This is a genomic window from Dactylosporangium sp. CA-139066 (assembly GCF_050936175.1).
In the GTDB taxonomy this organism is placed as follows: domain Bacteria; phylum Actinomycetota; class Actinomycetes; order Mycobacteriales; family Micromonosporaceae; genus Dactylosporangium.
This window is the reverse complement of the sequence record NZ_JBNJNH010000001.1, coordinates 1082008-1107980: the sequence shown is the minus strand read 5'-3', so window position 1 is coordinate 1107980 and position 25973 is coordinate 1082008. Positions and strand designations below refer to the sequence as shown.

General features: G+C 71.6%; 24 protein-coding genes, 1 tRNA gene and 1 pseudogene. 10 read left to right on the top strand and 16 right to left on the bottom strand.

The window, feature by feature from the left end; genetic code table 11:
- Positions 1 to 386 precede the first annotated feature (386 nt).
- Genes ACQEVU_RS05305 through ACQEVU_RS05295 form a run of 3 tightly spaced genes read right to left on the bottom strand, consistent with a single transcriptional unit; the run spans position 387 to position 3399 of the window.
- The gene (locus ACQEVU_RS05305; RefSeq protein WP_433321318.1) at positions 387 to 1331 is read right to left on the bottom strand and encodes an acyltransferase domain-containing protein; all 945 of its coding nucleotides are present in this window, start codon (positions 1329 to 1331) and stop codon (positions 387 to 389) included.
- Positions 1332 to 1360: 29 nt separating this feature from the next.
- Complete coding sequence (locus ACQEVU_RS05300) at positions 1361 to 2737, bottom strand: ATP-binding protein (protein ID WP_433321315.1); 1377 nt, start codon at positions 2735 to 2737, stop codon at positions 1361 to 1363.
- A complete protein-coding gene (locus ACQEVU_RS05295; protein ID WP_433321312.1) occupies positions 2734 to 3399 on the bottom strand; it encodes a response regulator transcription factor in 666 nt (221 codons plus the stop codon). Before ACQEVU_RS05295 ends, ACQEVU_RS05300 begins: the two co-directional genes overlap by 4 nt.
- Before the next feature lie 96 nt (positions 3400 to 3495).
- On the opposite strand from ACQEVU_RS05295, the gene ACQEVU_RS05290 reads away from it, so the two are divergent.
- Positions 3496 to 4074 carry a hypothetical protein gene (locus ACQEVU_RS05290; RefSeq protein ID WP_433321309.1) on the top strand — a complete coding sequence of 193 codons (579 nt, stop codon included), beginning with the start codon at positions 3496 to 3498 and terminating at the stop codon, positions 4072 to 4074.
- Here the strand turns inward: ACQEVU_RS05290 and ACQEVU_RS05285 are convergent.
- Positions 4039 to 4695: a TetR/AcrR family transcriptional regulator gene (locus ACQEVU_RS05285; RefSeq protein ID WP_433321306.1), complete on the bottom strand. Its 657-nt coding sequence runs from the start codon at positions 4693 to 4695 to the stop codon at positions 4039 to 4041. The genes ACQEVU_RS05290 and ACQEVU_RS05285 overlap by 36 nt on opposite strands.
- Positions 4696 to 4738: 43 nt before the next feature.
- Here ACQEVU_RS05285 and ACQEVU_RS05280 point away from each other — a divergent pair, with 43 nt between their 5' ends.
- Genes ACQEVU_RS05280 through ACQEVU_RS05270 form a run of 3 tightly spaced genes read left to right on the top strand, consistent with a single transcriptional unit; the run spans position 4739 to position 8317 of the window.
- Entirely contained in the window at positions 4739 to 5890 is a 1152-nt protein-coding gene (locus tag ACQEVU_RS05280; protein ID WP_433321303.1) for an acyl-CoA dehydrogenase family protein, read from the top strand.
- A gap of 13 nt (positions 5891 to 5903) precedes the next feature.
- On the top strand, positions 5904 to 7244 hold the full coding sequence (locus tag ACQEVU_RS05275) for an aldehyde dehydrogenase family protein (protein WP_433321300.1): 1341 nt from the start codon (positions 5904 to 5906) through the stop codon (positions 7242 to 7244).
- The gene (locus tag ACQEVU_RS05270; protein ID WP_433321297.1) at positions 7241 to 8317 is read left to right on the top strand and encodes a Zn-dependent alcohol dehydrogenase; all 1077 of its coding nucleotides are present in this window, start codon (positions 7241 to 7243) and stop codon (positions 8315 to 8317) included. Before ACQEVU_RS05275 ends, ACQEVU_RS05270 begins: the two co-directional genes overlap by 4 nt.
- Here ACQEVU_RS05270 and ACQEVU_RS05265 read toward each other — a convergent pair.
- From ACQEVU_RS05265 to ACQEVU_RS05235, 7 genes are all read right to left on the bottom strand, one after another.
- Complete coding sequence (locus ACQEVU_RS05265; protein ID WP_433321294.1) at positions 8268 to 9089, bottom strand: alpha/beta fold hydrolase; 822 nt, start codon at positions 9087 to 9089, stop codon at positions 8268 to 8270. The genes ACQEVU_RS05270 and ACQEVU_RS05265 overlap by 50 nt on opposite strands.
- A gap of 217 nt (positions 9090 to 9306) precedes the next feature.
- Positions 9307 to 10551 carry a hypothetical protein gene (locus tag ACQEVU_RS05260; RefSeq protein WP_433321292.1) on the bottom strand — a complete coding sequence of 415 codons (1245 nt, stop codon included), beginning with the start codon at positions 10549 to 10551 and terminating at the stop codon, positions 9307 to 9309.
- 20 nt (positions 10552 to 10571) lie between these two features.
- Positions 10572 to 11303, bottom strand: a complete 732-nt coding sequence (locus ACQEVU_RS05255; RefSeq protein ID WP_433321290.1) for a hypothetical protein — start codon at positions 11301 to 11303, stop codon at positions 10572 to 10574.
- 62 nt (positions 11304 to 11365) lie between these two features.
- Positions 11366 to 11965 (bottom strand): hypothetical protein, encoded by a 600-nt coding sequence (locus tag ACQEVU_RS05250; RefSeq protein WP_433321287.1) that lies wholly within the window; start codon positions 11963 to 11965, stop codon positions 11366 to 11368.
- A gap of 26 nt (positions 11966 to 11991) precedes the next feature.
- A complete protein-coding gene (locus tag ACQEVU_RS05245; RefSeq protein WP_433321285.1) occupies positions 11992 to 12495 on the bottom strand; it encodes a hypothetical protein in 504 nt (167 codons plus the stop codon).
- Positions 12496 to 12654: 159 nt separating this feature from the next.
- Positions 12655 to 13320 carry a response regulator gene (locus tag ACQEVU_RS05240; RefSeq protein WP_433321282.1) on the bottom strand — a complete coding sequence of 222 codons (666 nt, stop codon included), beginning with the start codon at positions 13318 to 13320 and terminating at the stop codon, positions 12655 to 12657.
- Positions 13321 to 13488: 168 nt separating this feature from the next.
- The gene (locus tag ACQEVU_RS05235) at positions 13489 to 14598 is read right to left on the bottom strand and encodes a damage-control phosphatase ARMT1 family protein (protein ID WP_433321279.1); all 1110 of its coding nucleotides are present in this window, start codon (positions 14596 to 14598) and stop codon (positions 13489 to 13491) included.
- Positions 14599 to 14627: 29 nt separating this feature from the next.
- Between ACQEVU_RS05235 and ACQEVU_RS05230 the strand changes: the two genes are divergently transcribed.
- The 3 genes from ACQEVU_RS05230 to ACQEVU_RS05220 all read left to right on the top strand — a co-directional run bounded on the left by ACQEVU_RS05230 (position 14628) and on the right by ACQEVU_RS05220 (position 16678).
- Positions 14628 to 14969: a DUF1232 domain-containing protein gene (locus ACQEVU_RS05230; protein ID WP_433321276.1), complete on the top strand. Its 342-nt coding sequence runs from the start codon at positions 14628 to 14630 to the stop codon at positions 14967 to 14969.
- A 66-nt stretch (positions 14970 to 15035) separates the two neighbouring features.
- Complete coding sequence (locus tag ACQEVU_RS05225; RefSeq protein WP_433321273.1) at positions 15036 to 15233, top strand: hypothetical protein; 198 nt, start codon at positions 15036 to 15038, stop codon at positions 15231 to 15233.
- Positions 15230 to 16678, top strand: a complete 1449-nt coding sequence (locus ACQEVU_RS05220; protein ID WP_433321271.1) for a beta-N-acetylhexosaminidase — start codon at positions 15230 to 15232, stop codon at positions 16676 to 16678. Before ACQEVU_RS05225 ends, ACQEVU_RS05220 begins: the two co-directional genes overlap by 4 nt.
- Here the strand turns inward: ACQEVU_RS05220 and ACQEVU_RS05215 are convergent.
- Complete coding sequence (locus ACQEVU_RS05215; RefSeq protein WP_433321268.1) at positions 16675 to 17712, bottom strand: TRM11 family SAM-dependent methyltransferase; 1038 nt, start codon at positions 17710 to 17712, stop codon at positions 16675 to 16677. The genes ACQEVU_RS05220 and ACQEVU_RS05215 overlap by 4 nt on opposite strands.
- 75 nt (positions 17713 to 17787) lie before the next feature.
- Between ACQEVU_RS05215 and ACQEVU_RS05210 the strand changes: the two genes are divergently transcribed.
- Positions 17788 to 17859 (top strand) — tRNA-Val (locus ACQEVU_RS05210).
- A gap of 515 nt (positions 17860 to 18374) precedes the next feature.
- On the opposite strand, the pseudogene ACQEVU_RS05205 reads toward ACQEVU_RS05210, so the two are convergent.
- From ACQEVU_RS05205 to ACQEVU_RS05190, 4 genes and pseudogenes are all read right to left on the bottom strand, one after another.
- A pseudogene (locus ACQEVU_RS05205) lies at positions 18375 to 19069 on the bottom strand (cell division protein FtsK); the annotation flags it as partial.
- A gap of 692 nt (positions 19070 to 19761) precedes the next feature.
- Positions 19762 to 19884, bottom strand: a complete 123-nt coding sequence (locus tag ACQEVU_RS05200) for a hypothetical protein (RefSeq protein WP_433321266.1) — start codon at positions 19882 to 19884, stop codon at positions 19762 to 19764.
- A gap of 180 nt (positions 19885 to 20064) precedes the next feature.
- Positions 20065 to 21183: a glycoside hydrolase family 11 protein gene (locus ACQEVU_RS05195; RefSeq protein WP_433321263.1), complete on the bottom strand. Its 1119-nt coding sequence runs from the start codon at positions 21181 to 21183 to the stop codon at positions 20065 to 20067.
- Between the two features lie 82 nt (positions 21184 to 21265).
- Positions 21266 to 22450, bottom strand: coding sequence for a GH12 family glycosyl hydrolase domain-containing protein (locus ACQEVU_RS05190; protein ID WP_433321260.1), 1185 nt, complete (start codon positions 22448 to 22450; stop codon positions 21266 to 21268).
- A gap of 1471 nt (positions 22451 to 23921) precedes the next feature.
- Here ACQEVU_RS05190 and ACQEVU_RS05185 point away from each other — a divergent pair.
- Together ACQEVU_RS05185 and ACQEVU_RS05180 are read left to right on the top strand one after the other, a co-directional pair.
- A complete protein-coding gene (locus ACQEVU_RS05185; RefSeq protein ID WP_433321257.1) occupies positions 23922 to 25583 on the top strand; it encodes a glycoside hydrolase family 27 protein in 1662 nt (553 codons plus the stop codon).
- Positions 25584 to 25759: 176 nt separating this feature from the next.
- Positions 25760 to 25924 carry a hypothetical protein gene (locus ACQEVU_RS05180; RefSeq protein ID WP_433321255.1) on the top strand — a complete coding sequence of 55 codons (165 nt, stop codon included), beginning with the start codon at positions 25760 to 25762 and terminating at the stop codon, positions 25922 to 25924.
- Positions 25925 to 25973: the final 49 nt, after the last annotated feature.

The window sequence follows — 25973 nt, the reverse complement described above, 5'->3', positions numbered from 1 at the left end:
GTGCCCTCGCGCGCGCCCGCACTTCTTAGTCCGCTGACGAGACTGCTCGCGACGGTCTCGGGATCGCTCTCTTGCCTCGCAGCCGTGCTTGGGCGGCCGCGTCGCGGGGTCCGTGCCCGACGCGCGCCGAGCAGGATCGCACAGTCGACGGATGAGTGCGTCGAACGTGGGTGGGCGTCTTGAGCGTGGGTGGGGGGCCGCCCCTCTACCGCCGTTGGCTTTCGCGACGGAGCCTGGCACGACCCGGCATGGGCCGCCTCCAGGTCCGCGCCCCGGCCCGGTGGTGTCGGGCGAACGCGCCGACGGCCGGCCGCAGTGACCGGGATGTGGTCAGAGCGCGAAGCGGCCGCGGCGGGGCGGCCGGCCTAGCGGCGTGGTCGCTGTGATCAGAGCGCGAAGCGGCCCCGGCGCCACCGCCAGTGGCGGCCGGACTGCAGGTGGTCGACGGCCGCGCGCTGGAGCGCGGTGCGGCGCGGCAGCTGATCCAGCGGCGTGGTCAAGGAGCGGAACACGAACCGCCGCACCTCGACGTCGGCGTCCAGGCCTTCCGGCTCCTCGTAGGGCTCCAGCTCGAACATCCGCTGAAACCGGATGATGTTGGAGTCCTCGGGCAGGTACTCCTGCAGCTGCGGGTCGAGCAGCCACGAGCCGCAGGCGAACGCCGTGTAGTGCTCGTCGGGGAAGTGGCGCGGGAAGAACGCGCGGGCCTCGTCCAGCGACGCCGCGATCGCCGATGGGGTCAACGGGCCCGACTCGGGGATGTGCAGGTCGATGGCGGCGCCGCCGCGCTGGTGCTGCAGCCGGCCCAGCTCGTAGAGGCCGCCGCGCGCGTGCAGTGTCAGCCAGCTCTGCATGACCGGCCAGCCCTCGCGGTCCATCCGGCGGTCGATCGCGAGGTTGCGGCCCAGGTCGGCGAGGGTCACCCAGGACACGGCGTCGGGGATGCCATGGTCGCGGTGGTAGCCCAGGACGACGTCGACCAGGGCCAGGTACGCGTACACGTACAGATGCCGCCAGGCGGGGCCCCGGTCGCGCGGCAGCTCCGGGCCGGGCGGCAGCCAGGCGTGGCCCCCGAGATCGGCGCGGACCAGGGCGATCGAGCGGTCGAGCAGCCAGCGCAGCTCCGGCGTCCACAGTGGAGAGTCGGCGTCGGGCCAGCCCGCCATGATCTCGGCGGCGTCGTCCGGCCGGACCGCGAGCCGGTCGAGGATCGCGGGCGCGTCGGCCTTGGCGGGCAGCGGAGCCGACGGCCGGTCGCCGGCGAGCTCGTGCACGCGCTCGACTTCCTCGACGGGTACCCCGAGCCGCGCGGCGATGTCGTGCAGATCCACGCGGGCGACTCTAAACGAAACGCCGCCGCTCAGGGGGCCGCGGGGAACCAGACGCGCGCGTGCAGGCCCGTCGGCTCGTTCGGCAGCAGGTCGAAGCGGCCGCCCGAGGCGTCCACCAGCACCGCGACGATCGGCAGGCCCAGGCCGCTGCCGTCGACGTTCTGGGCGTCGGCGGCGCGCCAGAAACGCTCCGTGGCCAGGTCGCGCTGCTCCTCCGTCAGGCCGGGGCCGGTGTCCAGCACGTGCAGCGCGATGCCGTTGCCGTCGGCGGAGGGGCGGACGGTGACCGTGGTGCCGGGGCCCGAAAACTTCACGGCGTTGTCGATCAGGGCGTCCAGCGCCTGGTCCACGGCGTTGCGGACCGCGCGGGCGCGCAGCGCCCGGGGTGGGCGCACGTACCGCAGCGTTATGTCCTTTTTCGCGGCCACCGGCTGCCAGGCCAGCACGCGGGCCCAGGCCGTCTCGCCCGCGTCGACGTCGACCAGGTCGAAGCGGCCGCGTTCGGCGCGGGCCAGGGCCAGGAGGCTGTCGAGGACCTCGCCGAGGCGTTCCGCCTCCTCCAGGGCCAGGCGATGGCCCTCGACCGCGTCGGGCTCGGTGAGGTCGGCGCCGAGGTCCTCGACCCGCAGGCGCAGCGCCGTCAGCGGGTTGCGCAGCTGGTGGCTGGCGTGGGACACGAAGGCGCGCTGGCGCTCCAGGGAGTCGGCGACCGTCGCGGCCATCTCGTTGAAGGCGGTGCCGAGGCGGCGCAGCTCCGGCGGGCCGTCGGCCGCCGGAACGCGGGCGGCGTAGTCGCCGGCGCCGAGCTCGTGGGCGGCGGCGTCCAGCTCCGCGACCGGGCGCAGCGTCCAGCGGGCCAGCGACCAGGCGGCGACGATGCCGGCGAAGAGCACCACCAGGCCGCCGCCGGCCAGGATGCTCCAGGCCGTACCGACGCCGTTGGCGTTGCGGCGCGTCGGGGAGACGGTGACGACGGCGCCGATGACCTCGCCGCCGCGGCCGACGGGGACCGCGACGACCAGCGGGGCAGTGCGCCACGGATAGATGGTGCCGTCGTCGCTGGCCTCGCGGCCCTCCAGGGCCCGGTGGGCCTGGCGCAGCACGTCCTCGTCGGTCAGGCGGATGTCGCCGCGCGAGCGGACGACCTCCTGGGCGTCCTGGTCCACGACGATGGCGCCGACGCCGTACACGTCGTCGTAGCGCGTCAGCTCGGCCTCGAGCTCCACCGTGTCGGAGGCGCGCAGGGCGGGCTCGGCGAGGGTGGCGAAGCGCGTGGCGTCGGCGAGGCGGTCGGCCACCAGGCGCTGGGTGTCGCGGCCGGCGATGCTCAGGGCCAGCGGTACCTCGAGCGCCGCCAGCACCAGCAGCAGCAGGACCAGGTAGACGGCGCCGAGACGGACCCTCATGGCGCCAGGCGGTACCCGACGCCGCGCACGGTCTGCACCAGCCCGGCGACGTCGAGCTTCGCGCGCAGCGAGCCGACGTGCACGTCGAGGGTGTGCCGGCCGACGAAGCTCGTCTGCCAGACCGCCAGGATGAGCCGGTCGTAGGAGACGACGACGCCCGGCGTGCGGGCGAGGACCGCCAGGATCTCGAACTCCTTGCGGGTCAGCGACACCTCGCGGCCGCCGGCGACGACCCGCCGGGAGGCGACGTCGACGGTGACCGGGCCGGCGGTGAGGACCTCGCTCGGCGCCGGGGCCGAGCGCGCGGCGCGGCGCAGCACGGCCTCGATGCGCGCGTTGAGCTCGGCCATCGAGTAGGGCTTGACGACGTAGTCGTCGGCGCCGGTCTGCAGGCCGAGCACGCGGTCGCGCTCCTCGGCGCGCGCGGTGACCGCGATGATGGCCACCGACTCGTCCTTGCGCCGCAGCGTGCGGCAGACCTCGATGCCGTCGCCGTCGGGGAGGTTGAGGTCGAGCAGGACCAGGTCGAACGGCTCGCCGGCGAACGTGTCGAGCGCGCCCTGGGCGGTCGGGCAGTGCACGGTCTCGTGCCCGCGCCGGCGCAGAGCCGTGGCCAGGGCGGCCGCGACCCGCGCGTCGTCTTCCACCAGCATCACCCGCATCGTGCGCCCATGGTACGGGAGGCCGTCCTTCAAGAGTTCCTCAAGGATCGGCGGCGGACGTTCCCGCAACGGGACTCGTGTTGTCACGGTAAGCGGGTGGACATCGTGTCGAGCGGCGAACGTTACCGTGCCTCGACCGTCGCCGCGTTCGAGGCGGCCGTGCTGGTGCGATGTACTGGGGTGTGTGGTGGAGGAGGCCGTGCCCGGGCGCTGGGGGGCTCCCGGGCACGTTCGCCGTACGAGTTCAACCGCGGCGTCGCGGCCGAGCGGCTCGCTGAGCTGCTGCGGACCGCCGGGCACGACGCGAGCGTGCACCGGTACACCGCCGGCACCCGCCACCGTTACGAGATCTTCCGCGTCCTGGCCGACGATGAGGCGGCCGCCTTCCTCGACCGGGCGTGGGCACAGGGCTACGGCGAGCTGTGCGGCGCCCCCGCCGAGCCCCGCTCCACGCGCCAGCTGCGCCACTCCCGCCAGCTGGCGGAGGCGGCCTGGCGCGGCGTGCTGATGGTCTCCGGCCCGGCCCGCTCCGGCTCGCCGGGGCTGCGGGTGCCGGACCTCGACATCGCGACCGTGCTCATGCGGGCCGGGCGCATGATGCGGCTGCCGGTGCGCATGAGCACCCGGCCGGGCGGCCAGCTACTCCTGGTGATGCCCGCCAGCGTCGCCGCCTGACAGCCGTTCGAAGCGCCGCTCCAGGCCGTCGACCAGCGAGTCGAGACCGAGCTCGAACGCGCCGTCGTCGATGCGGGCGTGGCGCTCGGCGAGGCGGTGCGCGTCGCGCAGGTGAGGGTAGTCGGCGGCGTACAGCGACGGGTCGTCGACGAAGCCCAGCGCGAAGGAGCCCAGGGCGGAGCCGAGGACGAAGTACCGCATCGCCGCCCCGATCCGCGTCGCCTGCGCCGGCGGCCACCCGGCGTCGACGAGCGCGCCGTAGACGGCGTCGGCCAGCCGCAGCGAGGCGGGGCGGCGGGCGGGGCCGCGGGACAGGAACGGCACGACGTTGGGGTGGGCGCGAAACGCCGCCCGGTAGGCGCGGCCCCACGCGCGCAGCGCCTGCGGCCAGGGGTCCCGGCCGAGCATCGACAGGTCGACGCCGGACACGATGGCGTCGCCGATCGCGTCGATGATCTCTTCCTTCGTGCCGAAGTGGTTGTACAGCGACGGGGCCTGCACGCCCAGCTCCCGCGCCAGCCGCCGGGTCGACAGCGCGTCGAGCCCCTCGGCGTCGACGATCGCGGTGGCGACCTCCACGATGCGTTCGCGGCTCAACAGTGGCGTTCGGGGACGGACCATGCGTACGATCCTAGAAACTAACAACGTTAGTTAAGGACCCGGTATGGACTTGACCCTCAGCGACGAGCAACAGGCCGTGCGCCGCATGGCCGCCGAGTTCACGGATCGCGAGATCATGCCGCACGCGGCCGCCTGGGACCGGGCCGAGCAGGTCGACCTGTCGATCGTCAGGAAGCTCGCCGGCCTGGGCGTCTTCGGCATCACGATCCCGGAGTCGTACGGCGGCAGCGGCGGGGACCACCTGACGTACTGCCTCGTCCTGGAGGAGCTCGGCCGCGGCGACTCGTCGGTGCGCGGCATCGTGTCGGTCTCCCTGGGCCTGGTCGCCAAGACCATCCTCGGCTTCGGTACCGAGGAGCAGCGGACCGAGTGGCTGCCGCGCCTGTGCTCGGGCGCCGATCTCGCCTGCTTCGCGCTGACCGAGCCCGACACCGGCTCCGACGCCGGTTCGCTGTCCACGCGCGCCACCCCGGCCGAGGGCGGCTGGCGCATCGACGGCGCCAAGATGTTCATCACCAACGGGACCTGGGCGTCCGTCGCGCTGGTGTTCGCGCGGACCGGCGGGCCCGGGCCCAAGGGCGTTTCGGCGTTTCTGGTACCCCTACCGTCCGACGGCGTGCAGGTGACCGAGATCCACGGCAAGCTCGGCCTGCGCGGGCAGGCCACGGCGATGCTGAGCTTCGACGACGTGTTCGTCCCGGCCGCCGCCCTCGTCGGCGCGGAGGGCCAGGGCTTCAAGATTGCCATGGCGGCCCTGGCCAAGGGGCGCATGTCCCTGGCCGCGGGCTGCGTCGGCATCATCCAGGGCTGCCTGGACGCGGCGACCGGCTACGCCACCCAGCGCGAGCAGTTCGGCCGCAAGATCGCCTCGTTCCAGCTCGTGCAGCAGCTCATCGCCGACATCGCGGTGGAGGCCGACGCGGCCCGGCTGCTGACCTGGCGGGTCGCCGACCTGATCGACCGCGGGCAGCCCTTCGCCACCGAGTCCTCCACGGCGAAGCTGTTCGCCAGCGAGGCCGCGGTCCGCGCCGCCAACGCCGCCTTGCAGGTCTTCGGCGGCTACGGGTACATCGACGAGTACCCCGTGGGCAAATACCTGCGCGATGCACGGGTAACTACCGTGTACGAGGGCACCAGCCAGATCCAGAAACTCATCATCGGCCGCGCTCTCACTGGCGTGAGCGCGTTCGCGTAGGGGGCCAGTTTCCGTGATCGACGTCATCAATCCCGCCACCGAACAGGTCATCGGCTCCGTCGCCCCCGGCGACGTCGACGCCGCCGTCGCCGCCGCCCGCGCCGCCCAGCCCGCCTGGGCCGCACTGTCGCGGGCCGAGCGGGCCGCGCACCTGCGTGCGCTGCTCGAGGCGATGAGCGCGGCCGCGCCGCAGCTCGCCGAGCTCATCAGCGCCGAGATGGGCACGCCGCTGCCGGTGGCCCGCATCGTCCAGGTCGGGCTGCCGCTGACCACCGTCAGGTCGATGATCGACCTGCTCCAGGTACCGGAGAAGCCCGACTCCATCGGCAACTCCGAGATCTACCGCGAGCCGGCCGGCGTCGTCGGGGCGATCACGCCGTGGAACTATCCGCTGCACCAGACCATGGCCAAGGTCGCGCCCGCGCTCGCCGCCGGCAACACCGTCGTGCACAAGCCCAGCGAGGTGGCGCCGCTGTCCGCGGTGCGCCTGGCCGAGCTCGTGCGCGAGGCCGGCATTCCCGACGGGGTGTACAACGTCGTGCACGGCTATGGCGACCCGACCGGCGCGCGGCTGGCCGGGCACCCGGGCATCGACCTGGTGTCGTTCACCGGCTCCACCGGCGCCGGCCGGCGCGTCGCCGCGCTCGCCGCGGAGAACCTCACCCGGGTCGCGCTCGAGCTCGGCGGCAAGTCGGCCAACGTGATCCTGCCCGACGCCGACCTGGCCGCCGCGGTGAAGGTGGGCGTCGGCAACTGCTACCTCAACTCCGGCCAGACGTGCACGGCGTGGACGCGGATGCTGGTGCACGAGTCCCGCCACGACGAGGCGGTGCAGCTCGCGGCCGCGGCGGCGGCGAAGTACAGGGTGGGCGACCCCGCCGACCCGGCCACCCGCCTGGGCCCGCTCGCCTCGGCCGCGCAGCGCGACCGGGTGCTCGCCTACATCGAGCGGGGGCTGGCCGACGGGGCGACGATGGCGTACGGCGGGGGCGAGGTGCCGTCGGTGGGCTACTACGTCGCCCCGGTCGTCTTCGCCGGCGTCGACCCGGGCTCGGTCATCGCCCAGGAGGAGATCTTCGGGCCGGTGCTGTCCATCATCCGGTACCGCGACGAGGACGAGGCCGTGCGCATCGCGAACTCGACGCCGTACGGGCTGGCGGGCGCGGTCTGGTCGGCGGACCGGGAGCACGCCGTGGCGGTCGCCCGGCGGCTGCGCACCGGCCAGGTCGACATCAACGGCGGCGCGTTCAACCCGGCCGCCCCGTTCGGCGGCGTCGGGCACTCCGGCTACGGCCGGGAGCTCGGGACGTACGGCTACGAGGAGTTCACGACGGTGAAGGCGATCCAGCTGTGACGCTCGCGGCGGTCATGCGTGCCCTCGACGGCCCGGCGGCGGTCGAGGAGATCGAGCTCAACCCGACCGGCCCGGGCCAGGTCCGGGTCCGCCTCGCCGCGGCCGGCGTCTGCCACTCGGACCTGTCGCTGGCCAACGGCACCCTGCGCCAGCCGCTGCCGGCGGTGCTCGGCCACGAGGGCGCCGGCGTCGTCGTCGAGGCCGGGGCCGGCGTCACGGATGTCGCGCCCGGCGACCACGTGGTGCTGAACTGGTCCCCGCCGTGCCGGGCGTGCTGGTTCTGCGAGCACGGCGAGCCGTACCTGTGCCAGCACGCCGACGACGCCCGCGCGGTCCCCTTCGCCACCGTGGGCGGCGAGCCCGTCTACGCCGGCCTCGGCACCGGCGCGTTCGCCGCCGAGACGGTCGTCGGCGCCAACGCCTGCATCCCGATGCCGGCCGACATCCCGCTGGAGCAGGCGGCCCTGCTCGGCTGCGCGGTGCTCACCGGCGTCGGCGCGGTCACCAACGCGGCCAAGGTGCGGGCCGGCCAGACGGTGGCGGTGATCGGCCTCGGCGGCGTCGGCCTCGCGGCGATCCAGGGCGCCCGCATCGCCGGCGCGTCCGCGATCATCGCGATCGACCCGGCCCCGGCCAAGGAGCACCTCGCCCTCTCCCTGGGCGCCACGCACTTCCTGGCCCCGCACGCCGGCCTGTCGAAGGAGATCCGCGCGCTGACCGGCGGCCTCGGCGCCGACCACGCCATCGAGTGCGTCGGGCGCGGCGAGACGATCCGCGCGGCCTGGTCGGCGACCCGCCGCGGCGGCACCGCGACGGTCGTCGGCCTCGGCTCGGCGCAGGACCCGGTCACGTTCAACGCGCTCGAGGTCGCCTACTTCGCCCGCACGATCGTCGGCTGCATGTACGGCAGCACCGACCCCGCCGTCGACGTCCCCGCGCTGCTGGAGCACTACCGGGCCGGCCGGCTCGACCTCGCCGGGCTGGTCACCGACCAGGTCGGCCTGGACGGGGTCGGCGAGGCGTTCAGCCGGATGCGCTCCGGTCAGGGAGCGCGGACGCTGATCCGGTTCTGACGGCCGTCTCCAGGATGATCGCGGCCACGGCGGCGGGGTTGTCGCTCATCGGGACGTGGCCGCAGCCGTCCAGGGTCAGGTGGCGGGCCCCGGGGAGTACCTCCCGGGCCCGCATCGCCTGGATGGGCTGCAGGATGCGGTCCCGCCCGGCCCAGGCGACCGTGACCGGCACCGCCGGGGCGCCGGCGAACGCGTAGGTGGCGCCGTGGCGGGCGACCGCCGCGAAGCCCTTGCCGCCGCGCAGCGCGAGCGTGTCGTCGAGCGCGCGCTCGGCGCTCAGGACCGACGGGTCGGTGACGAGCGCGCCGAACGAGAAGCGCTTGCCGAACTCGGTGCGGTAGAAGACTTTGAGGACGGCCGCCGGCGTGTACGCCCCGAAGCGCATGCTGCGCAGGATCCGCAGCGCCCGGCGCACCTGCGCGGGCGTGGCGAACCCGGCCGGGGACAGCGCAGTGGCGGAGCGCGCGAGCCCGGCCGCGGCGAGCTCGAGGGCGATCGCGCCGCCGAGGCTGTTGCCGGCCACGTGCGGCCGGTCGAGCCCGAGCTCGGCGAAGAACTCCCCGAGCGCCGCGACCGCGGTCGGCATCCCGAGATTGACCGCCGGCGCGGGCGAGCGCCCGAACCCGGGCAGATCCAGCGCGATGACGTCGTGGCGCGCGGCGAGCCGTTCGATGACGGGCTCCCAGGCCCGCCAGTGGTGCCCGATCCCGTGGATGAGCACCAGCGGCTCACCACCGCCGTTCCCGGCGCGTACATAGTGGACGGTCGTCATGCGGTCACCTCGTAGGCGGCAGAATCTCCCCGAACCCGGCCCCGACGATCGCGATCCTGTATGCACTGACACGCCCTGGTACTCGTCGGTACCGGGAGGTTACCACCGGGTAGCGTCACCTGAAAGCCCACTCTTCGCGCCCAACCGCGTCACCGGCGCACATGGCGAGGGCTCGCCCAATGCTGAGCGAGCCCTTCGGATGTTTGTTTGTGTGCCCTCACATACCGAGCAGGCGGTCCAGGTAGTCGCGGTAGCCCCGTACGGCCGCACGGAGGCGTTCGGTGTCGTCGCCGCCCTGGTCCTGCCACGCCGCCAGCTCGCGGCGCTGCGCCTGCAGGGCGTTGGTGATCGTGTCGACCGCCTCACCCACGAGCTCGTCCGCCTCGCCGGCGACCGCGCGCGGGTCGTCGATGAAGCGGAGCTGGAGCGCCCGCCACCGTTCGCGCAGGCCGTCGACCGCGCCGTCGGCCCAGACCGCGCCGACCGCCGCCACATCGACGGAGCCCGGCCGCGACTCGGCGGACTCAACTTCGGCCGGCTGGCCGTCCACAGCCCGCTCGTCGTCCGCGCGCCGCTCATCGTCCTCGGCCCGATCGCCGGCCCCGGCTGCCACCGCGGCTCCGGCCCCGGCCGCGGCCGCCGCCGCTGCGTCGTCCCGTGCCGCATCGTGGACGTCGTCCGCGGGCTCGTCTCGAGTCTCGTCCTGGACGCCGTCCAAGGCGCGGGTCTCGTCCGCGTGGTCGAGGTCGTCCTCCCGGTCGACGTCCACCGAGCCGGCGCGCAGCTGGGTGGCGTGCTCCGCGGCCCAGGCCCGGTCCGCCTCGTCGCCATCCACGCGGTGCCCGGACTGCCATGAAGCGTCCTCGGCGGCCTCGGCCTCCGCGGCGGCCTCCTCCTCCCGCTCGTCCTCGGCCCCCCGCCCCGCACCGAACGGGCCCGCCGCCGTAGCGGAGGCGTCGTCGGTGCCGAAGTCGGTGTCCGAGCGGTTGGACGCCGTCCCCTCGGTCGTCACCATGCCCTGGTCGTAGACACCGTCCGCATCCGTGTCGTGAGCGCCGGCCGTGTTCGTGTCGTGGGCGCGGTCCGCGTCCTCGTACACGGCGTCCGTGTCGCGGGCGTCCTCGATGAAGTCGTCGTCCAGGTCGCGGGCGTCGGCCGCGTACGGGTCGTCGGCGCGGGCGTCCTCCTCCTCGGCCGAGCGCCCGTCCTCCGCGCGCTCGTCGGCCAGGGCGTCGTCGCGGTCGACGACCTCGGCGTCGTTGTGGGCGGGAGCGTCGGAGGAGCCCGACGCGTACGTCGCGGCGGGGTAGGCCTGCTCGGCCTCCCCGTCCCGGGGATCCTCGTGGTTCGGGGCGTGCGCGGTGCCGACCACCACATCGTCGTCGTGGTCGGCGGAGCGCGGGCCGGGCACGGTGCCGTTGTCGTCGTCGTACGGGCGGCGGTGCTGCTCCTGCTGCGTCATGGCAAGGTCCTTCCCCGGCCCTACGACCGGCGGCTGGTGTCGTGGGGCAGGTCGGACTCGGCGCGCGGAGCGGGAATGTCGGCGTCGTCCTCGTCGCGGCGCAGCGAGGCGTCCTGACGCGGGCCTGCGTGCGGGGCGGCGTCCTCGTCGACGGCCGCCGAGCGCGGCGCGGGAACATCCGTGGCCGAACGCCCGGAGGCGACGTCAGCACCGGAGGGAGCCGGATCAGTGCCGAGCAGCTCGGCGAAGAGCGTGCGGTAGTGCACGACGGCCTGGCGCAGCTGCTCCGTGGTGGCCTCGCCGCGCTCCGAGAGCTGCGAGATCTCGTGGGCGTCGCGGTAGTGGCCCAGCGTGCGGGCGTGCTCGACCGACAGGTGGGCGAGGTGCTCCTCGTAGTCGCCGGTCGGGTAGCCGCGATCGGTGATCACCGCGGTCACGAGGGCGTCGGCGTCGCGAACGGCGCCGGCCGGGTCGTCCAGGAAGCGGGCCTGGATCTCTTCCCACTCGCTGGCGTATCGGGCCCGCGCCTCCGGGTCGAGGTCGCGAAGCTCGAGCTCGGCGTGGCGCCGTTCGCGTTCGCGCAGTTCGCGCTCGGCGGCGAGGCGGCTGTCCCCCTCGGCAACGGCCCGGTCGTACTCGGGGCCGAACCGGCTCTGCAGGGCCCGCCGCCGACTGACGAACCAGATGCCGTAGCCGAGCGCGGCGATCACGATCAAAACGATGATCGTGATCGTAATTTGGGTGGCTGTCATGGCGGTCCTCCTTCACAGGAGGTATTCCGCGAGACGTCACCCCTCAAACGAGCGTGAATTTCTCATGAGCCTACGAGGTGGTTGAGGAAGTCGCGGTACCCGTGCACCGCCGCCCGCAGCTGCTCGGTGTCGTCGCGGCCCGAGACGCGCCAGGAGCTGAGCTGGTCCTTGCGCGCGTTCAGCGACGCGGTCACCCCGGCGAGGGCGTCGTCGACCAGGCGCTCCGCCTCGCCGGCGGCGGTCTGCGGGTCGTCGACGAAGCGCAGCTGCAGCTCCTGCCAGCGGTTGCGCACTTCGTACGCGTGGGCCTCCGTCGTCAGCGGCGCCGTGGGCATGTAGCCGGTACCCCCGCCGCCGCCGTACGACATGCCCATGCCGCCACCGCCGTACGGCACGGACGACATCGGGGCGCCCTGCGGTACCGCCGCGGTGGCCGGCATCGGGGGGCGGGGCGCGGCCGGGGCGGTCGCCATCGGGACGGCGGTCGGAGCCGCGGTGGGGACGGCCGCGGGCTGCGCGGCCGGCGCGGCCGGGGGGGCCGGCGGGGCCGAGCCGACCGTCTCGGCCTCCTCATCCTCGTCCTTGCCGCCGCGCAGCAGAATCCAGCCGCCGACGGCCAGCGCGACTACCACCAGGCCGATCGTGATCGTCGTCGAGTTCATGAAGCCCTCCTAGCAGGATGCGAGGCTTACAGCCCGAGGATCCGGTCGAGGAACTCGCGGTAGTCGCGCAGGGAGGCGCGGAGGTTCTCGGTGTCCAGGCCCCGGGCGGCGCGCTGCTGGTGCAGCTGCCCCCGGCGCTGGTCCAGCGAGGCGGTCAGTGACGCGACCGCCTCCTGCACAAGCCGCTCGGCCTCCCCCGCCACCAGGTGCGGGTCGTCGATGAAGCGCAGCTGCAGCTCCTGCCACCGGCCGCGGATGCGCTGCCGGTCGGACTCGTTCCACAGCCCGGCCAGCAGGGCGGCCGTCGAGCCGCCGGCCGACCGGTACGCCGCCCCGTTCACCGACGCCGCGCCGCTGCTCGGAGCGGTCGACCCGCTGCTCGGGGCCGGCGCGCCGACGCCCGGCGTCGCCACCCCGCTGTCCGGGGACGGCGCGGGGGCCGAGGCCGAGACGGCACCGCCGTCAAGATCCGTGGCGGCCGGGGCATCATCGTCGACCTGGGGCGCCATCTCGTCGCCTTCAGGTTGCATGCGCGCGTTCCTCTCCATCGGGAAACCACGCGATACCCCGGGCCAACCGGGAAAAAGCCACTCGCAGGGGTGACCTGCAGCCGCCGGCGAAGCCGCCGGCCGGGACACGAAACCGCCAGGCGGCGGCAAGAGCACAAGACCGCGACGAAAGACCACGGCCTAGAGCTGCAAGCGGTACCCCATCCCGGGCTCCGTGAGCAGATGACGAGGGCGAGCCGGGTCGGGCTCCAGCTTGTGGCGCAGCTGGTTGACGTACTGCCGAAGGTAGTGGGTCTGCTTGAGGTACGTCGGACCCCACACCTCCTGCAGGAGCTGCCGCTGCCCGACCAGCTTGCCCGGATTGCGCGCCAGCGCCTCCAGCAGCTGCCACTCGGTGCGGGTGAGGTGTACGCCGCCGCTGACCGTGTGCGCCGCGAAGTCCACGTCGTGCGCGCCGATGCGCACCGTGCCCAGCTCGTCGGCCGGGCCCAGCCGGCGGGTGACCGCGCGGACGCGGGCGAGCAGCTCGTCGATGCTGAACGGCTTGGTCACGTAGTCGTCGGCGCCGGCGTCGAGGGCCTCGACCTTGTCCCGGGAGTCGGCCCGGCCGGACAGGACCAGGATCGGCACCGGGCTCCAGGCGCGCAGCCGGCGGATGACGTCGACGCCGTCGAGGTCGGGCAGCCCCAGGTCGAGCACCACCAGATCGGGCCGGCACTCGGCCGCCAGCTGCAGCGCCTCCTCCCCGCCGGCAGCCACCACGACGTCGTACTGCCTGGCCAGAAGGTTGATCCGCAGCGTGCGGACCAGCTGCGGCTCGTCGTCGACAACGAGAATGCGATTCACATTGAGCGCCTTGCAACGCCACCCGGCGTGACGGCGGACACGCTTGAGGGCTTTCGCAAGCGGACCGCAAGTGCCCGCCAAGTCCTTGGCGGCAGAGTGCTCAGCATGACGAACTCCTGCAAGTTCTGGGCCGGCCCGACATACACCGCGACCGCCACGACCGCCGCCTCAGGCGCGCACTTGGACAAGGGCAAAAGCGCCGCTGGTGCGCCATGAGGCGGGCAGGGTCCGCTGCGCGCCCGCGGACAGTCCGACGACCACGTCCGACTTCACCGTCCGCAGCGCGGCGACCGGGCCCGGAAAGTAGCCGGTGACCGCCTCGAACGAGGTCGTCGCCGGCCAGCTCCGATCCCCCACCAGGCGGCGGTAGTTGAGGTCCCCCTTGAGGATGGTCAGCTCCGCCGCCGCGAACCGCTCCGCCAGCCCCTCCGGCGCGTCGTGGAAGGTCAGCGGCGCGCAGTAGAAGTCCTCGGTGTACAGCCGCAGCGTCCCGGCCCGAAGCGCCGCCTCCAGCCGCCCGCCGACCGCGCTGCCGGACGGAAAGCGCCGCAGCTCGGCGAGCACGTCGGCGGTCAGGGCGTCGGAGACGAAGTACGGCGCCGGCTTGACGTGCAGTTCCACCCGCGACGCCCGCCCGGTGCGCAGCAGGAAGTCGATGAGCACCAGGTCGGGCAGCAGCTCCCGCCCGGCGTTGTCGGCGACGAGCACCACCGCGCCCCCGCGCGTCAGCTCCCACAGCCGCTTGCTGTCGTCGACGATCAGCTCGTCGACCCGCTGCAAGTCCCCCGCGACCAGCCGGAACCCGAGGTCGGCCGCGTTGCCCCACAGCGCCGCCGCGACCAGCCCGGCCGCCTGCTCGTCCTCGGGCCGTTCCTGCAGCGCGTCGAGCTCCGCCAGCTCGTCCGCCCCCGGTATGCCGGCCTCCTTCTGCGGCCCGAACGGGTCGACGCCCTGCCACGCACCCGGCTCGTAGTAGCCGACCGCCTCCAGCAGCCGCCGGTAGAAGAAGTTCTCGGCGAAGAGGAACGGCACGTCGTACCACGAACGCCCGATCATCCCCGAACCCCACTCGGCCCAGGCCGCCGCGTCGTGCGCGCCGCCGGCCAGGGGCGCTATGACGTCCTCTTGCAACAGCCTTTCAAGCCGCGGCGGTACCTCGGGAGGGTACGGAAACGCCGACAGCACCCGCTCGACGATCGCCGGATGCCGGTCACGCAGTACCGAATGGGGAAAGGAACCCGGATCGCTGCTGCGGATGACGGGTGGCTCGACGGGCATGGGGGCAGTATCGCCCGTAAACTCAAGTCATGTCGGACGAGTTGGTCTACGCACTTCTCGGGATCGGCGCCCTGGTGCTGATCGGCCTGCTCGTGCTCGCCGTCGTCCTGGCCGTGCGGGTCTGGAAGACCGGCAAGTACCTGCAGGCGATGGGCGTCGGCGGCCGCTGGGTCTTCTGGGGCGCCATCATCTACACGATCTGCCCCATCGACCTGCTCCCCGACCCGATCTACCTCGACGACGTGGGCGTCCTCGGCGGCGCCCTCATCTACCTGAGCCGCCTGGCCGTCAAGGCGCGCCAGAACCGCCAGCCCGGCCAGGCGCCGCTGCCGCCGCAGCTGCGCCGCCGCCCGCCGCAGCGCACCCGCTGACGCCGCCGACCGGCGATCCCCGTCGACTGGTGAGCCGGAGCACGCGGGCGCTGGCACGATGGTGAGGTGTTGACGATCGACATCACCGGCCCGCCGACGGAGCGGGTGACCTTCGCCGCGTCGCCGCCGGCTGAACCGGCGCCGACGCTGCGCGTGCTCGCCGACGCGGCCCGGGCGGACGCGTCGCCCGGCAGCGGGTCGCCACGGCCCGGCCGGGCGACCGCCGCGCTGGGCGCCGACCGGCTCGCGGCGGCGCCGCGATGACCACCCTCGACGCGCACGCCGTCGTGCCCGTGCCGGCCGAGGTGCACCCGGAGCCGGGCGTGAGCTTCCAGCTGCGGCCCGACGCCGCCATCCGCTCCGACTCGGCCTCCGCCGGCGCCTACCTGGCCGAGCGTCTGCGCCCGCCGACCGGCTACCCACTGCCGCTCGTCGACGCGCCGCCGGCCCACGGCATCGAGCTGCTGCGGGCGGGTGCGGGCGTCCACCCGGAGGAGTACAGCCTGTGGGTGGACGCCGAGCGCGTCACCATCCGCAGCGGCACCGACGCCGGGCTGTTCTACGGCGTGCAGACCCTGCTGCAGCTGCTGCCGTCCACTGTGGAGGCCGGCACCGTCCAGGCCGGACCGTGGACCGTGCCCGGCGGGCGGATCGTGGATCGGCCGCGGTACGCGTACCGGGGCGCGATGCTCGACGTGTCCCGGCACTTCTTCGGCGTCGAGGTGGTGCGGCGCTTCGTCGATCGGCTCTCGCGGTACAAAATCAATGTCCTGCACCTGCACCTCAGCGACGACCAGGGTTGGCGGCTCGCCGTGGACGCGTGGCCGCGGCTGGCCACCGTGGGCGGCGCGTCGCAGGTCGGCGGCGGGGGCGGCGGGCACTACAGCCGCGAGGAGTACGCCGGCCTGGTCGAGTACGCCGCGGCGCGCCACGTCACGATCGTCCCCGAGATCGACATGCCGGGCCACACCAACGCCGCGCTGAGCGCCTACCCCGAGCTCAACGCCGACGGCATCGCCCCGCCGCCGTACACCGGCGTCGACGTCGGCTTCAGCTCACTCAGCGTGGACAAGGAGGTCACGTACCGCTTCGTCCGGGAGGTCATCGGCGAGGTCGCGGCGCTCACCCCCGGCCCGTACATCCACATCGGCGGCGACGAGGCGCAGAGCACCACCCCCGAGGACTACCGCACATTCATGGACCGCGTCCAGCCCCTTGTCACCGCGGCCGGCAAGACGGTCATCGGCTGGCACCAGATCGGCCCGGCCGCCCGCGAGCCCGGCCGGATCGCGCAGTACTGGGGCAGCAGCGAGAGCCCGGACGACGACCTGCGGGCGGCGCTCGCGCAGGGCGACCGCATCCTGTTGTCGCCGTCCAACCGGGTGTACCTCGACATGAAGTACGACGCCGCCACCCCGATCGGCCTGGACTGGGCCGGCCACATCGACGTGCGCACGGCGTACGACTGGGACCCGGCCGAGATCCTGCCGGCCGGCGCCGACGTCGCGGGCGTCGAAGCTCCACTCTGGACGGAGACGGTCGAGACGCCGGCGGACATCGACCGCCTGACGTACCCGCGACTGCCGGCGGTCGCCGAGCTGGCCTGGTCGCCGCAGCGGTCCCGCTACTGGCCGGACTTCCGCGCCCGCCTGGCCGCCCACGAGCCCCGCTGGGCACACCTGGGCATCGAGTTCCACCCGGAGTACTAAAGCGGCTTCCGCCCGACGATCACGTCCCGCATGATCGCCTGGTCGACGCGGTGCCGGAACGACCCGTAGGGCTCCTCCTCGACCACCTCGAGCCCCGCGTCGGCGAGCAGCCCCGCCGCCAGCTCCCGTTTGGCCACGAACGTGTTCCAGGAGATCCCCATCGCCCCGCCCGGCCGCAGCAGCCGCGCCCACACCGGCGCCGCCTCGGCGAGCAGGTCCTCCGGGCTGCGCACGAGCCCCTTGCCGGCGGTCCGGCTGCCGTGCTGAACGCCGTACGGCAGGTCGGTCACCACAAGGTCGAACGACCCGTCCTTGAAGAACTCGCCGGCCCGCACGGTGTCGACGTTCACCACGTCGAGCAGCTGCGTGCTCTTGGCCTTGTAGTCCTCGCGGTCCGCCGCGAGCTCGATCCGCAGCCGCCGCCCGACCACCTGCCGCTCCCGCCGCACCGGCCCGAGCTCGGCCTTGTGCTTGACCCGCTTGCGCTTGAGCCACGTCTGGATGAACGCCGCGTACGCCTCGAAGTCCTTCTGGTCCCGGTCCACACCCGCGGCGTCGTACCCGTACATCAACGCCTGATTCAGGGTTGTCCCGCGCCCACACAGCGGATCGAGCACCCGGAACCGCCGCCGCAGCATCTCCCCCCCGAACGCGGACGCGAGCAGCGTGACGTTGAGCAGCAGCTTGGTGAACTGCTCATTGGTTTTACCCTGGTACTTCTGGATCGTGATCAAATCATCGTCGAAGCGATCGAGCGCGCTCAGCGCCACCGGCCGCAACATCTCGCCGACGACCTCGAACAGCGCGTAGACGGACGACAGGTTCCCGAGCAGCGCCGCGTCCTCCTCCGAGATGTCGTCCGCCTCGAAGGTGACATACGGGACATTGGCCACCTGCCGCGTGCCGATGCCGGTGAGCTTCCCGCCCAGCAGCCCTCGGTCGAACGCGAGCAGCTCCGCTTGAGTCAACTCGACGGCCGAGTCGGCGTACACCCGATTGCTGGAAGGCAGGATGAGCAGTGCATATAGCGCCATAGGACCCCCACCCTACCGACACGCAGGGTACCGGGATGCGGGTGGCCCCTCGCGTGATGTAGCATTCGTTGTCGCGGGCGATTGGCGCAGCGGGAGCGCGCTTCGTTCACACCGAAGAGGTCACTGGTTCGATCCCAGTATCGCCCACCGCAGGTCAGAGGGCCGCCCCGGCATCCGGGAGCGGCCCTCAAACCGTTCAGGGGGTTTTCCAGGGGGTCTACGGCGCTGCGGCGGCCCCCTTGCCGCCGCTACGCCGTCACCGTCATCGGTCTTTCGGTCGAAGGATGACGCGGTGAACGACCACGCTCACGGCGAGGCAGAACAGTCCTGCTGCCAGAGCTTTCTGCCAGTCGGGGTATCCAGGCAGCCAGTGGCGTTGCGTCAGTACCAGCGCGACGTAGACGACGATTCCAACAACCGAACCGACGGTGCGGGAACGTGACGGGCCGTCAGACTTAACCATGTAGTTCCAATACCTCGCCACCTCTGCGGCTGTCCAGGGGCCGATTAGGGGTTTACGGCGCTGCGGCGGCCCCAGGGGCAAGCCCGAACAGCCCGGCGTGAAAGGCTGTGGGCTGCTAACTACTAGCGCCCAGGTGAGTGGTTGGTTGTGGTGCTAGCGCTAGCAGGGCTGGCCGCTAGCGCTAGCAACCTGGGCGGGGTCAGTCGCCGCGCTGTTTCCGGTCACGCTCCGCGATCGCGGCGAGGAGGTCGGCGTGCTTGATGCCGCGCCGGGTGGTGGCCTTGCCGTCGATGCGGCGGCCGACATCGCCGACCTTCACCGCCCGGTGCGGCTTGAGCGCCGTGGACAGTTGCGCGGGCTCCCAACCGCCGTACACGTCGGGACGCAGCTCGGCCAGCAGCGCGCAAAGCGTCTCGTTCCACGCCGCCTTCTCCCCTGCCGGCCAAATCTGCGCGAGGTCGCCGAGCAGGTCGAACGCCGGTGCGGCGGCGCGGGTCTGCTCGTCGAGGTTGGGCATGGTGCCTGCCGTGACCCGCAGCGCCACCGCCCTGGTGACGATGCGCTCGGCGGCGGTGGTGTCGACGTAGTACGAGCGCACCGGCGAGGGCGGCGGCACTCCTCGTACAGCCACTCGATGAACGCGAAGCACGCCGCCAAGGTCTCGTCGTCGAAGCCGTTGCCGTACTCGGCCATGACCGGCGCGAGCACGGCGAAGTCGCCGACGCCCTTGAGTTCGTAGCCTCGGATCTCGGTCCGCGCGTCCAGCGCGGCGGCGAGGATGAGATCGCGCAGCGCGAACGTCTTGCCGGAGCCAGGCTGGCCGCCGAACAGGTAGTTGCGGAACATCAGGTCGATGTCCACCGGGTCGAGCCGTGGCGTGGTGGCGAACGGGAAGCGGCAGGGTCGGTTCACGCCCTGGTCGTCAGCGGAAGCCGCGGGCGTACCGCGCTGAGTTCGGAGGTGACGGCAGCATGACGGACGCGCGCGTGATGGTCCCGGTTTTGACCCTGATGAACGCCAACGGCAGCGTGGATGAGGGCGCGTGCTCGGCATACGCGGAGCGGGCCGGGGCGACGTGGCTTGACCTGTTCCTCGTCTCGGGCACCATCGGCGGAGGCGAGAGCAGCACGCCCGCCATGCGCCGCCGGGTCCTCGAGGTGTGGGCTGTGCGGGTGCCGAAGGACCGGCTCTTGGCCTGCGTGTGGACCCCCGACGATCTGGCCCATGCTGCCGAATGCGGCGTGCGGCCGATCGTTGTGCTTCGGGACCTGGCCGACGCCGCCGCGATGCAAGCCACGCTCGCCGAGCTGCCCGCCGACGCGTTCGTGTACAGCCACCCCAATTACACGCCGACGACCTTCACCCCGGCCGTTGCCGAGGCCGCGAAGTGTTCCGGTGTGCGGCCAGCGGGGGGCAAGATTTGCAAGGTCAGCCTTGATGACGTGCGGGACTTGCGCGCCGCCACGGGCGGCGACTTCCAGCTCTACGACGGCCGTTGCCGACACGTCGCCGACAGCATCCGGGCTGGTGCAACTGGGGTTGTTGCAGTGCCGCTTTGCGCCTTGTCAGGCGATTTGCCCGATAGATCAAATATCGAAGGCTGCCAACGCGTCATCGACCGCGTTCAGGCTCTCATTGACCGCACCGACGCCGGTGCGGCGCGGATCGCCGAGGAAGGCGAGGTCCGGGCGGGCAGCGTGGTAGGCCATGGCGCTACGGCGGCCACCGTCTGGGCACCCAGGTGCGCCGGCCGCCACGTCCGCGTGGCTCATCGATTTCGTCGACCGTGGCCTGCGCGACTGAACGACATCGCCGCCGCGCACGCAAGTCGATGGATGATGCATCGGGGCCAGGCCCGACTGTGCCCGGCCTGGCCCCGCAGTCACGGCTCAGTTGCGCAGGCTCCACTGCTGGTTCGAGCCGCCCCAGCAGCTGTACAGCTGGATCTTCGTCCCGTTGGTGGTCCCGGCGCCGGCGGCGTCGAGGCACAGCCCCGACTGCACGCCGCTGATGGAGCCGTTCGAGTTCAGGTTCCATTGCTGGTTGGACTGGCCGTTGCAGTCCCAGATGATGACCGCGGTGCCGTTGGTGGTGCCCTTGTTGTTCGCGTCCAGGCACTTGTTGCCGTACACCTGCAGCTGCTTGCTCGACGTGTAGGTGAACCGCTGGTTGGAGCCGCCCCAGCAGTCGTACAGCTGCACCTGCGCGCCGTTGCTCGTGCTCGCGTTCGGCACGTCGATGCACCGGCCGGACGCTGCGCCCACGATCTCCTGGCCGCTACCGCCGCCGGTACCGCCGGTGCTGCCACCGGTGCCCTCGCTGACGGTGATGTTCGAGCTGCCGCTGCTCTGGTAGCCCTCGGTGGCCATGATCTGGTAGTTCATGGTGCCGAGATTGAGGCCCAGGTTCCGCCATGCGTTGAAGTGGTTGGCAACAGTGATGGTGCCGCTGCTGCGGTGCTGCTGCCGGACGCTCCAATACTGGTAGAACGTCGCGGTGCCCTGGATGGAGGGCTGGTTGACGCGCTGAGTGCGGTAGATGTCGTAGGTGCTGCCGTCGGTCGTGACGGAGCCCAGCCGCGTGGCGCCGGAACTCGGGTTGTACGAGCCGAAGTTCTCCACGATGTAGTACTCGATCAGCGGGTTGGTCGTCCAGCCGTACAGCGACAGATACCCGTTGCCGTTCGGACTGAACGAGCCCGAGTAGTTCACGGTGTGGCTCGAGCCGGGGTTCCAGCCCTTGCCGACGACGAAGTTGTTGATGTTCGACCACTGGACGCTGTACTGGCCGCCGGCACCGAGCGTCATGGTGACGTTGCCGCTGTCCTTCCAGTACGAGTAGTAGAAGCCGTTGTTCGTACCGGTCTGGTTCGAGGTGATGGTCGTGTCAGCGTGGGCGATGCCGGTCGCCCCGACGGTCAGGGCCACCGCCGCGGCGAAGGCGCCGCCAATCAGCAACCTGGTCCGGCCGCGGCGGTGACGCTGCGGGTGGGACGGTGTGTCGTTCATCGGGGTGTTTTCCTCCCTCTGAGGGCGGGGTGTTGGCGGTTGCGCAAGGACCTGGCGGCGATGCCTGGCCGGGGAGCCCGCGTCAGTTGCGCAGGCTCCACTGCTGGTTCGAACCGCCCCAGCAGCTGTACAGCTGGATCTTCGTCCCGTTGGTGGTCCCGGCGCCGGCGGCGTCGAGGCACAGCCCCGACTGCACGCCGCTGATGGAGCCGTTCGAGTTCAGGTTCCATTGCTGGTTGGACTGGCCGTTGCAGTCCCAGATGATGACCGCGGTGCCGTTGGTGGTGCCCTTGTTGTTCGCGTCCAGGCACTTGTTGCCGTACACCTGCAGCTGCTTGCTCGACGTGTAGGTGAACCGCTGGTTGGAGCCGCCCCAGCAGTCGTACAGCTGCACCTGCGCGCCGTTGCTCGTGCTCGCGTTCGGCACGTCGATGCACCGGCCGGACGCTGCGCCCACGATCTCCTGGCCGCTACCGCCGCCGGTACCGCCGCTGCCGCTGCCGATGCTGTAGGAGAAGTTGTTCACGGCGAGGCCGGTGCCGTTCACCCAAGGCTCGAAGCCGGCCTGGACGCTCGTGAGGTACCAGGAGTTCTGGGCGTATCCGCGGTTGACCATGTCGCGGTAGAACGAGGCGACGTTGAAGCTAATCGACGAGACCGAACTCTGCCGGACGTACGAGACGACGTTCCATCCGTAGTTGCCGTACCAGACGTCCCAGGTGGCGCCGGCGATGCTGACCGTGCCGACCTGCGATCCGGCGGCATGTACCGAGCCGGTGTGGTTGATCCAGACCATCAGCTCCGCGCCGGTGTTCTGCCCGTCGGTTCGGGCGGTCGGATCGAACCAGATGTCGTACGAGGCGTCGTACACGCTGCCGTTGTTAGGGTACGTCATGCTGACACTCGTCGATATGGTGCCGAACCGGCTGTCGCCGACCGGCAACGGCAGGCCGCTGCCGGAGCTGCAGTTGCCGTAGTGGCATCCGGCGTACACCGAAGGGTAGGCAGCCGGAGCACCGTTCTGCGGCAGGTTGTGGGCGGCCGAGGTGACCGTGAAGCCGGTGTTGGTCACGTTGATGCACTGGGTGGTGGAGTCGCCCCAGACGTTGTTCTGGACGACGTACTTACCGCCCTGAATGTTGGTCGATCCATACTGGCTGCAGATCTGCGTGTCGGCGTGAGCGGGTGAAGCGCTCACACCGACGGCCGTCGCCGCCACCACGGCGGCGGCGGCCAGCAGACCTGTTCTCAGGCTCCGGACAGGCATGGCGGTACCTTTCGGATGGGAGTAGGCGGTCTTGTTATCGCTAACATCGAGACCGCTGGAAATCGTCACTCGCACGGAAGGACGCTGTCAATCAGAGGGGCTCGGCCGCCACGGCACCGGAGGTACGACAGCCGCCCGGGAAGGCCGCTAGCTACGATGGTGCGGCCACCTGTCGTCGCCGGGGCGGCGCCCGGCGAGCATTCCGGACGGGAACGCGTGCCTCGGAAGTTTCGGTAGCACCATGGAAGTTTCACAGTATGGGGATCGGCGCGCGGAATTTGAGGACCGACCCTGCTGTCACTCGGCGGACACCCGCTTGGGCACGGCCATTCGCCACGCATCGACGATCAGGCCATCCAGTTCCTCGCCACTGCGCCGCCCGGCTGCAAATCCCTCACTTCCGACGGCGAGCCCGCGGAGGAAGGCGAGCTCTGGGCGGGTGCAGGCGCCGATCTACGGCATGGCGCCGCGGCGGCCATCGGCCTGGGCACGCAGGTTGACGCCGGCCGCGACCGAGGCGCGGACCAGGTCCGGGCTGCCGTGTGCCACCGCGGTCCGCAGCGGCGTCTCGTTCCAGGCGCCTTCGACCTACGTTCCATACCGGAAGAGCGAGCCGAGCAACAATCAGAATCGGCCTGGCCCGCGATCGACCATGGTCCGGTGCGCGGTCATAGCCGAAGTAGTGCGCACGTCTCCTGTCACGAAGTCGTGCCGAGAGGGGATGTCCAGCTCGGGGACCCGCCCTCCGTCTTTGTCCCGGCGGTAGACGGTGCTCAGCCGCTTCGCTGATGCCGACTCCTAATGCCGCCTTGTCGGCGTGGCGACCGACGGTCATGTAGGGAATGCAGCGCGACGGCCGCCGCGAAGGACGTGAAGGCGCACCACCAGCACGATCACGGCCGTGCGGCCGGGAATGCCGCCCGATCCCGATCACGTGCGTGTAAGCGCCGCAACGCCGGGGCGGAGCCGGCGTGCGGTAGCGGTCGACGGGGAGCGGTCGTGCGCTCGCTGGGCCGTTCAGGGCGGGCGGCAGCTGTGACAGCAGGCGACGGTTCGGCCAGTCTTCCGCGCGGGAGACGGATCCGCGTCGCACGCATGATCACTACGTGGTAGCGATCGAAGAAACAAATTACAACACGAGCAAGCGAAGCCAAACACGCTTCGGCGTTGACCTATGATTGATCCAGTCCTATCGTTGCATCGATCCAACAAGGCGCAACATACCGTGCCAACGCCGGCGGCCCGCCACCCCGGCGCCGGACCTGCGGCCCCGGACCCCACCCCACCCAGGGGCCGAGTTCTCCGGCAAGACCCTCACTCCGGCGTGGCCGGCCCCGGCAGCTGCGACGCGCACCCGCGATCCAGCAGCCGGGCCCATCCCCGCCGTACACCGCCGTCACCGCCCGGACCCACGACACGGGTCGCCACAAACCAGTGGTGTGCGCGTGGCAGACACCCTGGAAGGACGCAGATGACCGCAACAACGAAACGACTCCCCCGGCTCGGCCGGGTGGCCGTGGTACTCGCCGCGGGATTGCTGCTGTTCAGCGGGGCCGCGGTGCTGTTGCGTCCGCCCGCGGCGCAGGCACTGGACAACGGCCCTGGGCGCGTCCCGCCGATGGGTTGGAACAGCTGGAACACGTTCGGCTGCAACATCAACGAGGGACTCATCCGGCAGATGGCCGATGCCATCGTCAGCAGCGGCATGAGCGACCTCGGCTACAAGTACGTCGTGGTCGACGACTGCTGGTTCAACCCCAACCGGGACAGCGCCGGAAATCTGCAAGGCGATCCGACGAGATTCCCCAGCGGCATGAAGGCGCTCGGCGACTACCTGCACAGCAAGAGCCTCAAGTTCGGCATTTACGAGGTGCCGGTCGCGAAGACCTGCGCCCAGACCGGCGGCGCCTACCCCGGTTCGACCGGCAGCCAGGGTCACGAGGCACAGGACGCGCGACAGTTCGCGGCGTGGGGCGTGGACTACCTGAAGTACGACTGGTGCTCGGGCAGCGGCACGATCGACGAGCAGGTGGCCACGTTCGGCAAGATGCGTGACGCGCTCGCCGCCACTGGGCGGCCGATCCTGTACAGCATCAACCCCAACAGCTATCACGCCAAGACCGGCCCGCAGCGCAACTGGGGCGACGTGGCCAACATCTGGCGCACCACCGAGGACATCACCAACGCGTGGGACACCGGGCAGACGAACGGCTACCCGATGGGCATCCAGAACATCGTCAACGTCACCGTGCCGCTGGCCGGATACGCCGGACCGGGTCACTTCAACGATCCCGACATGCTCGAGGTCGGCCGGGGCGGGATGACCGACACCGAGATGCGTTCGCACTTCGCGCTGTGGGCCATGATGGCGGCGCCGCTCATCGCCGGCAACGACATCCGCTCCCAGACCTCGGCGACCGCCACGATCCTCAAGAACACCAACCTCATCGCCATCGATCAGGACACACTCGGCCAGCAGGCCAGCGAGGTCTCCAACGACGGCACCCGCCGGGTGCTCGCCAAGCGGCTGGCCAACGGCGACGTCGCGGTCGCCCTGTTCAACCAGGGCAGCGCCACGAACACGGTGTCGACCACGGCGGCGGCAATTGGCAAGAGCGGCAGCTCCTTCACCTTGAGCGATGCCTGGACCAACGCCACCAGCACCACGACCGGCACGATCAGCGCCAGCGTCCCCGCACACGGCACCGTCGTCTACCGCGTCAGCGGCGGCGGCACCGCCACGCCTCCCCCATCGACCAGACTGGTCAGCGCCGCGTCGGGCCGCTGCCTTGACCTGCCGAACGGCATCACCACCAACGGCACGCAGCCAACCATCTGGGACTGCAACGGCGGCGTCAACCAGCAGTGGACGTACACCAGCGGCAGGCAGCTGCAGGTGCTCGGCAAGTGCCTGGACGCGTACAACAACCAGACCTCGCCCGGCACGAAGGTGGAAATCTGGGACTGCAATGGCCAGGCAAACCAACAGTGGAACATCAACTCCAACGGCACCATCACCGGCGTGCAGTCCGGGCTGTGCCTGGACGTCACCGGCGCCGCCACCGCCAACGGCACGCCGATCGAGCTGTGGACCTGCAACGGCGGCAGCAACCAGACGTGGACCCGCATGTAGGCCGGCACCGCGATGCGCAGCACCGCTTGATTGAGCCCGCCCCTGCCCCACCCGGCCTCGGCCGGGCGGGGCAGGCTGATGGCCGTGCGTGCCGTCGTCGGCCGACCACAAGGCACACGACGCAGTTCCTGCCGCTGATCCGCCTCCGCGTCGGACGCAGTATCGTCGGCGGCCAGATGCTCGGCCGACCCGGCGGCATTGCGACGCAGTACCGCCGCTGGTGGCGCTTCACCGGCGAGCCGCAGGACCTCGGCTTCATGTACCGGCGGGAGTTCGCCGATCCGGACGGTAACCTGTGGCAGGTGTTGCACCTCGACCCGACCGCCGTACCTACGGCCTGAGGGAGGTCGCCCCGTGAGCAACGCAGCAGTGGACGAGTGTCTCCAGACC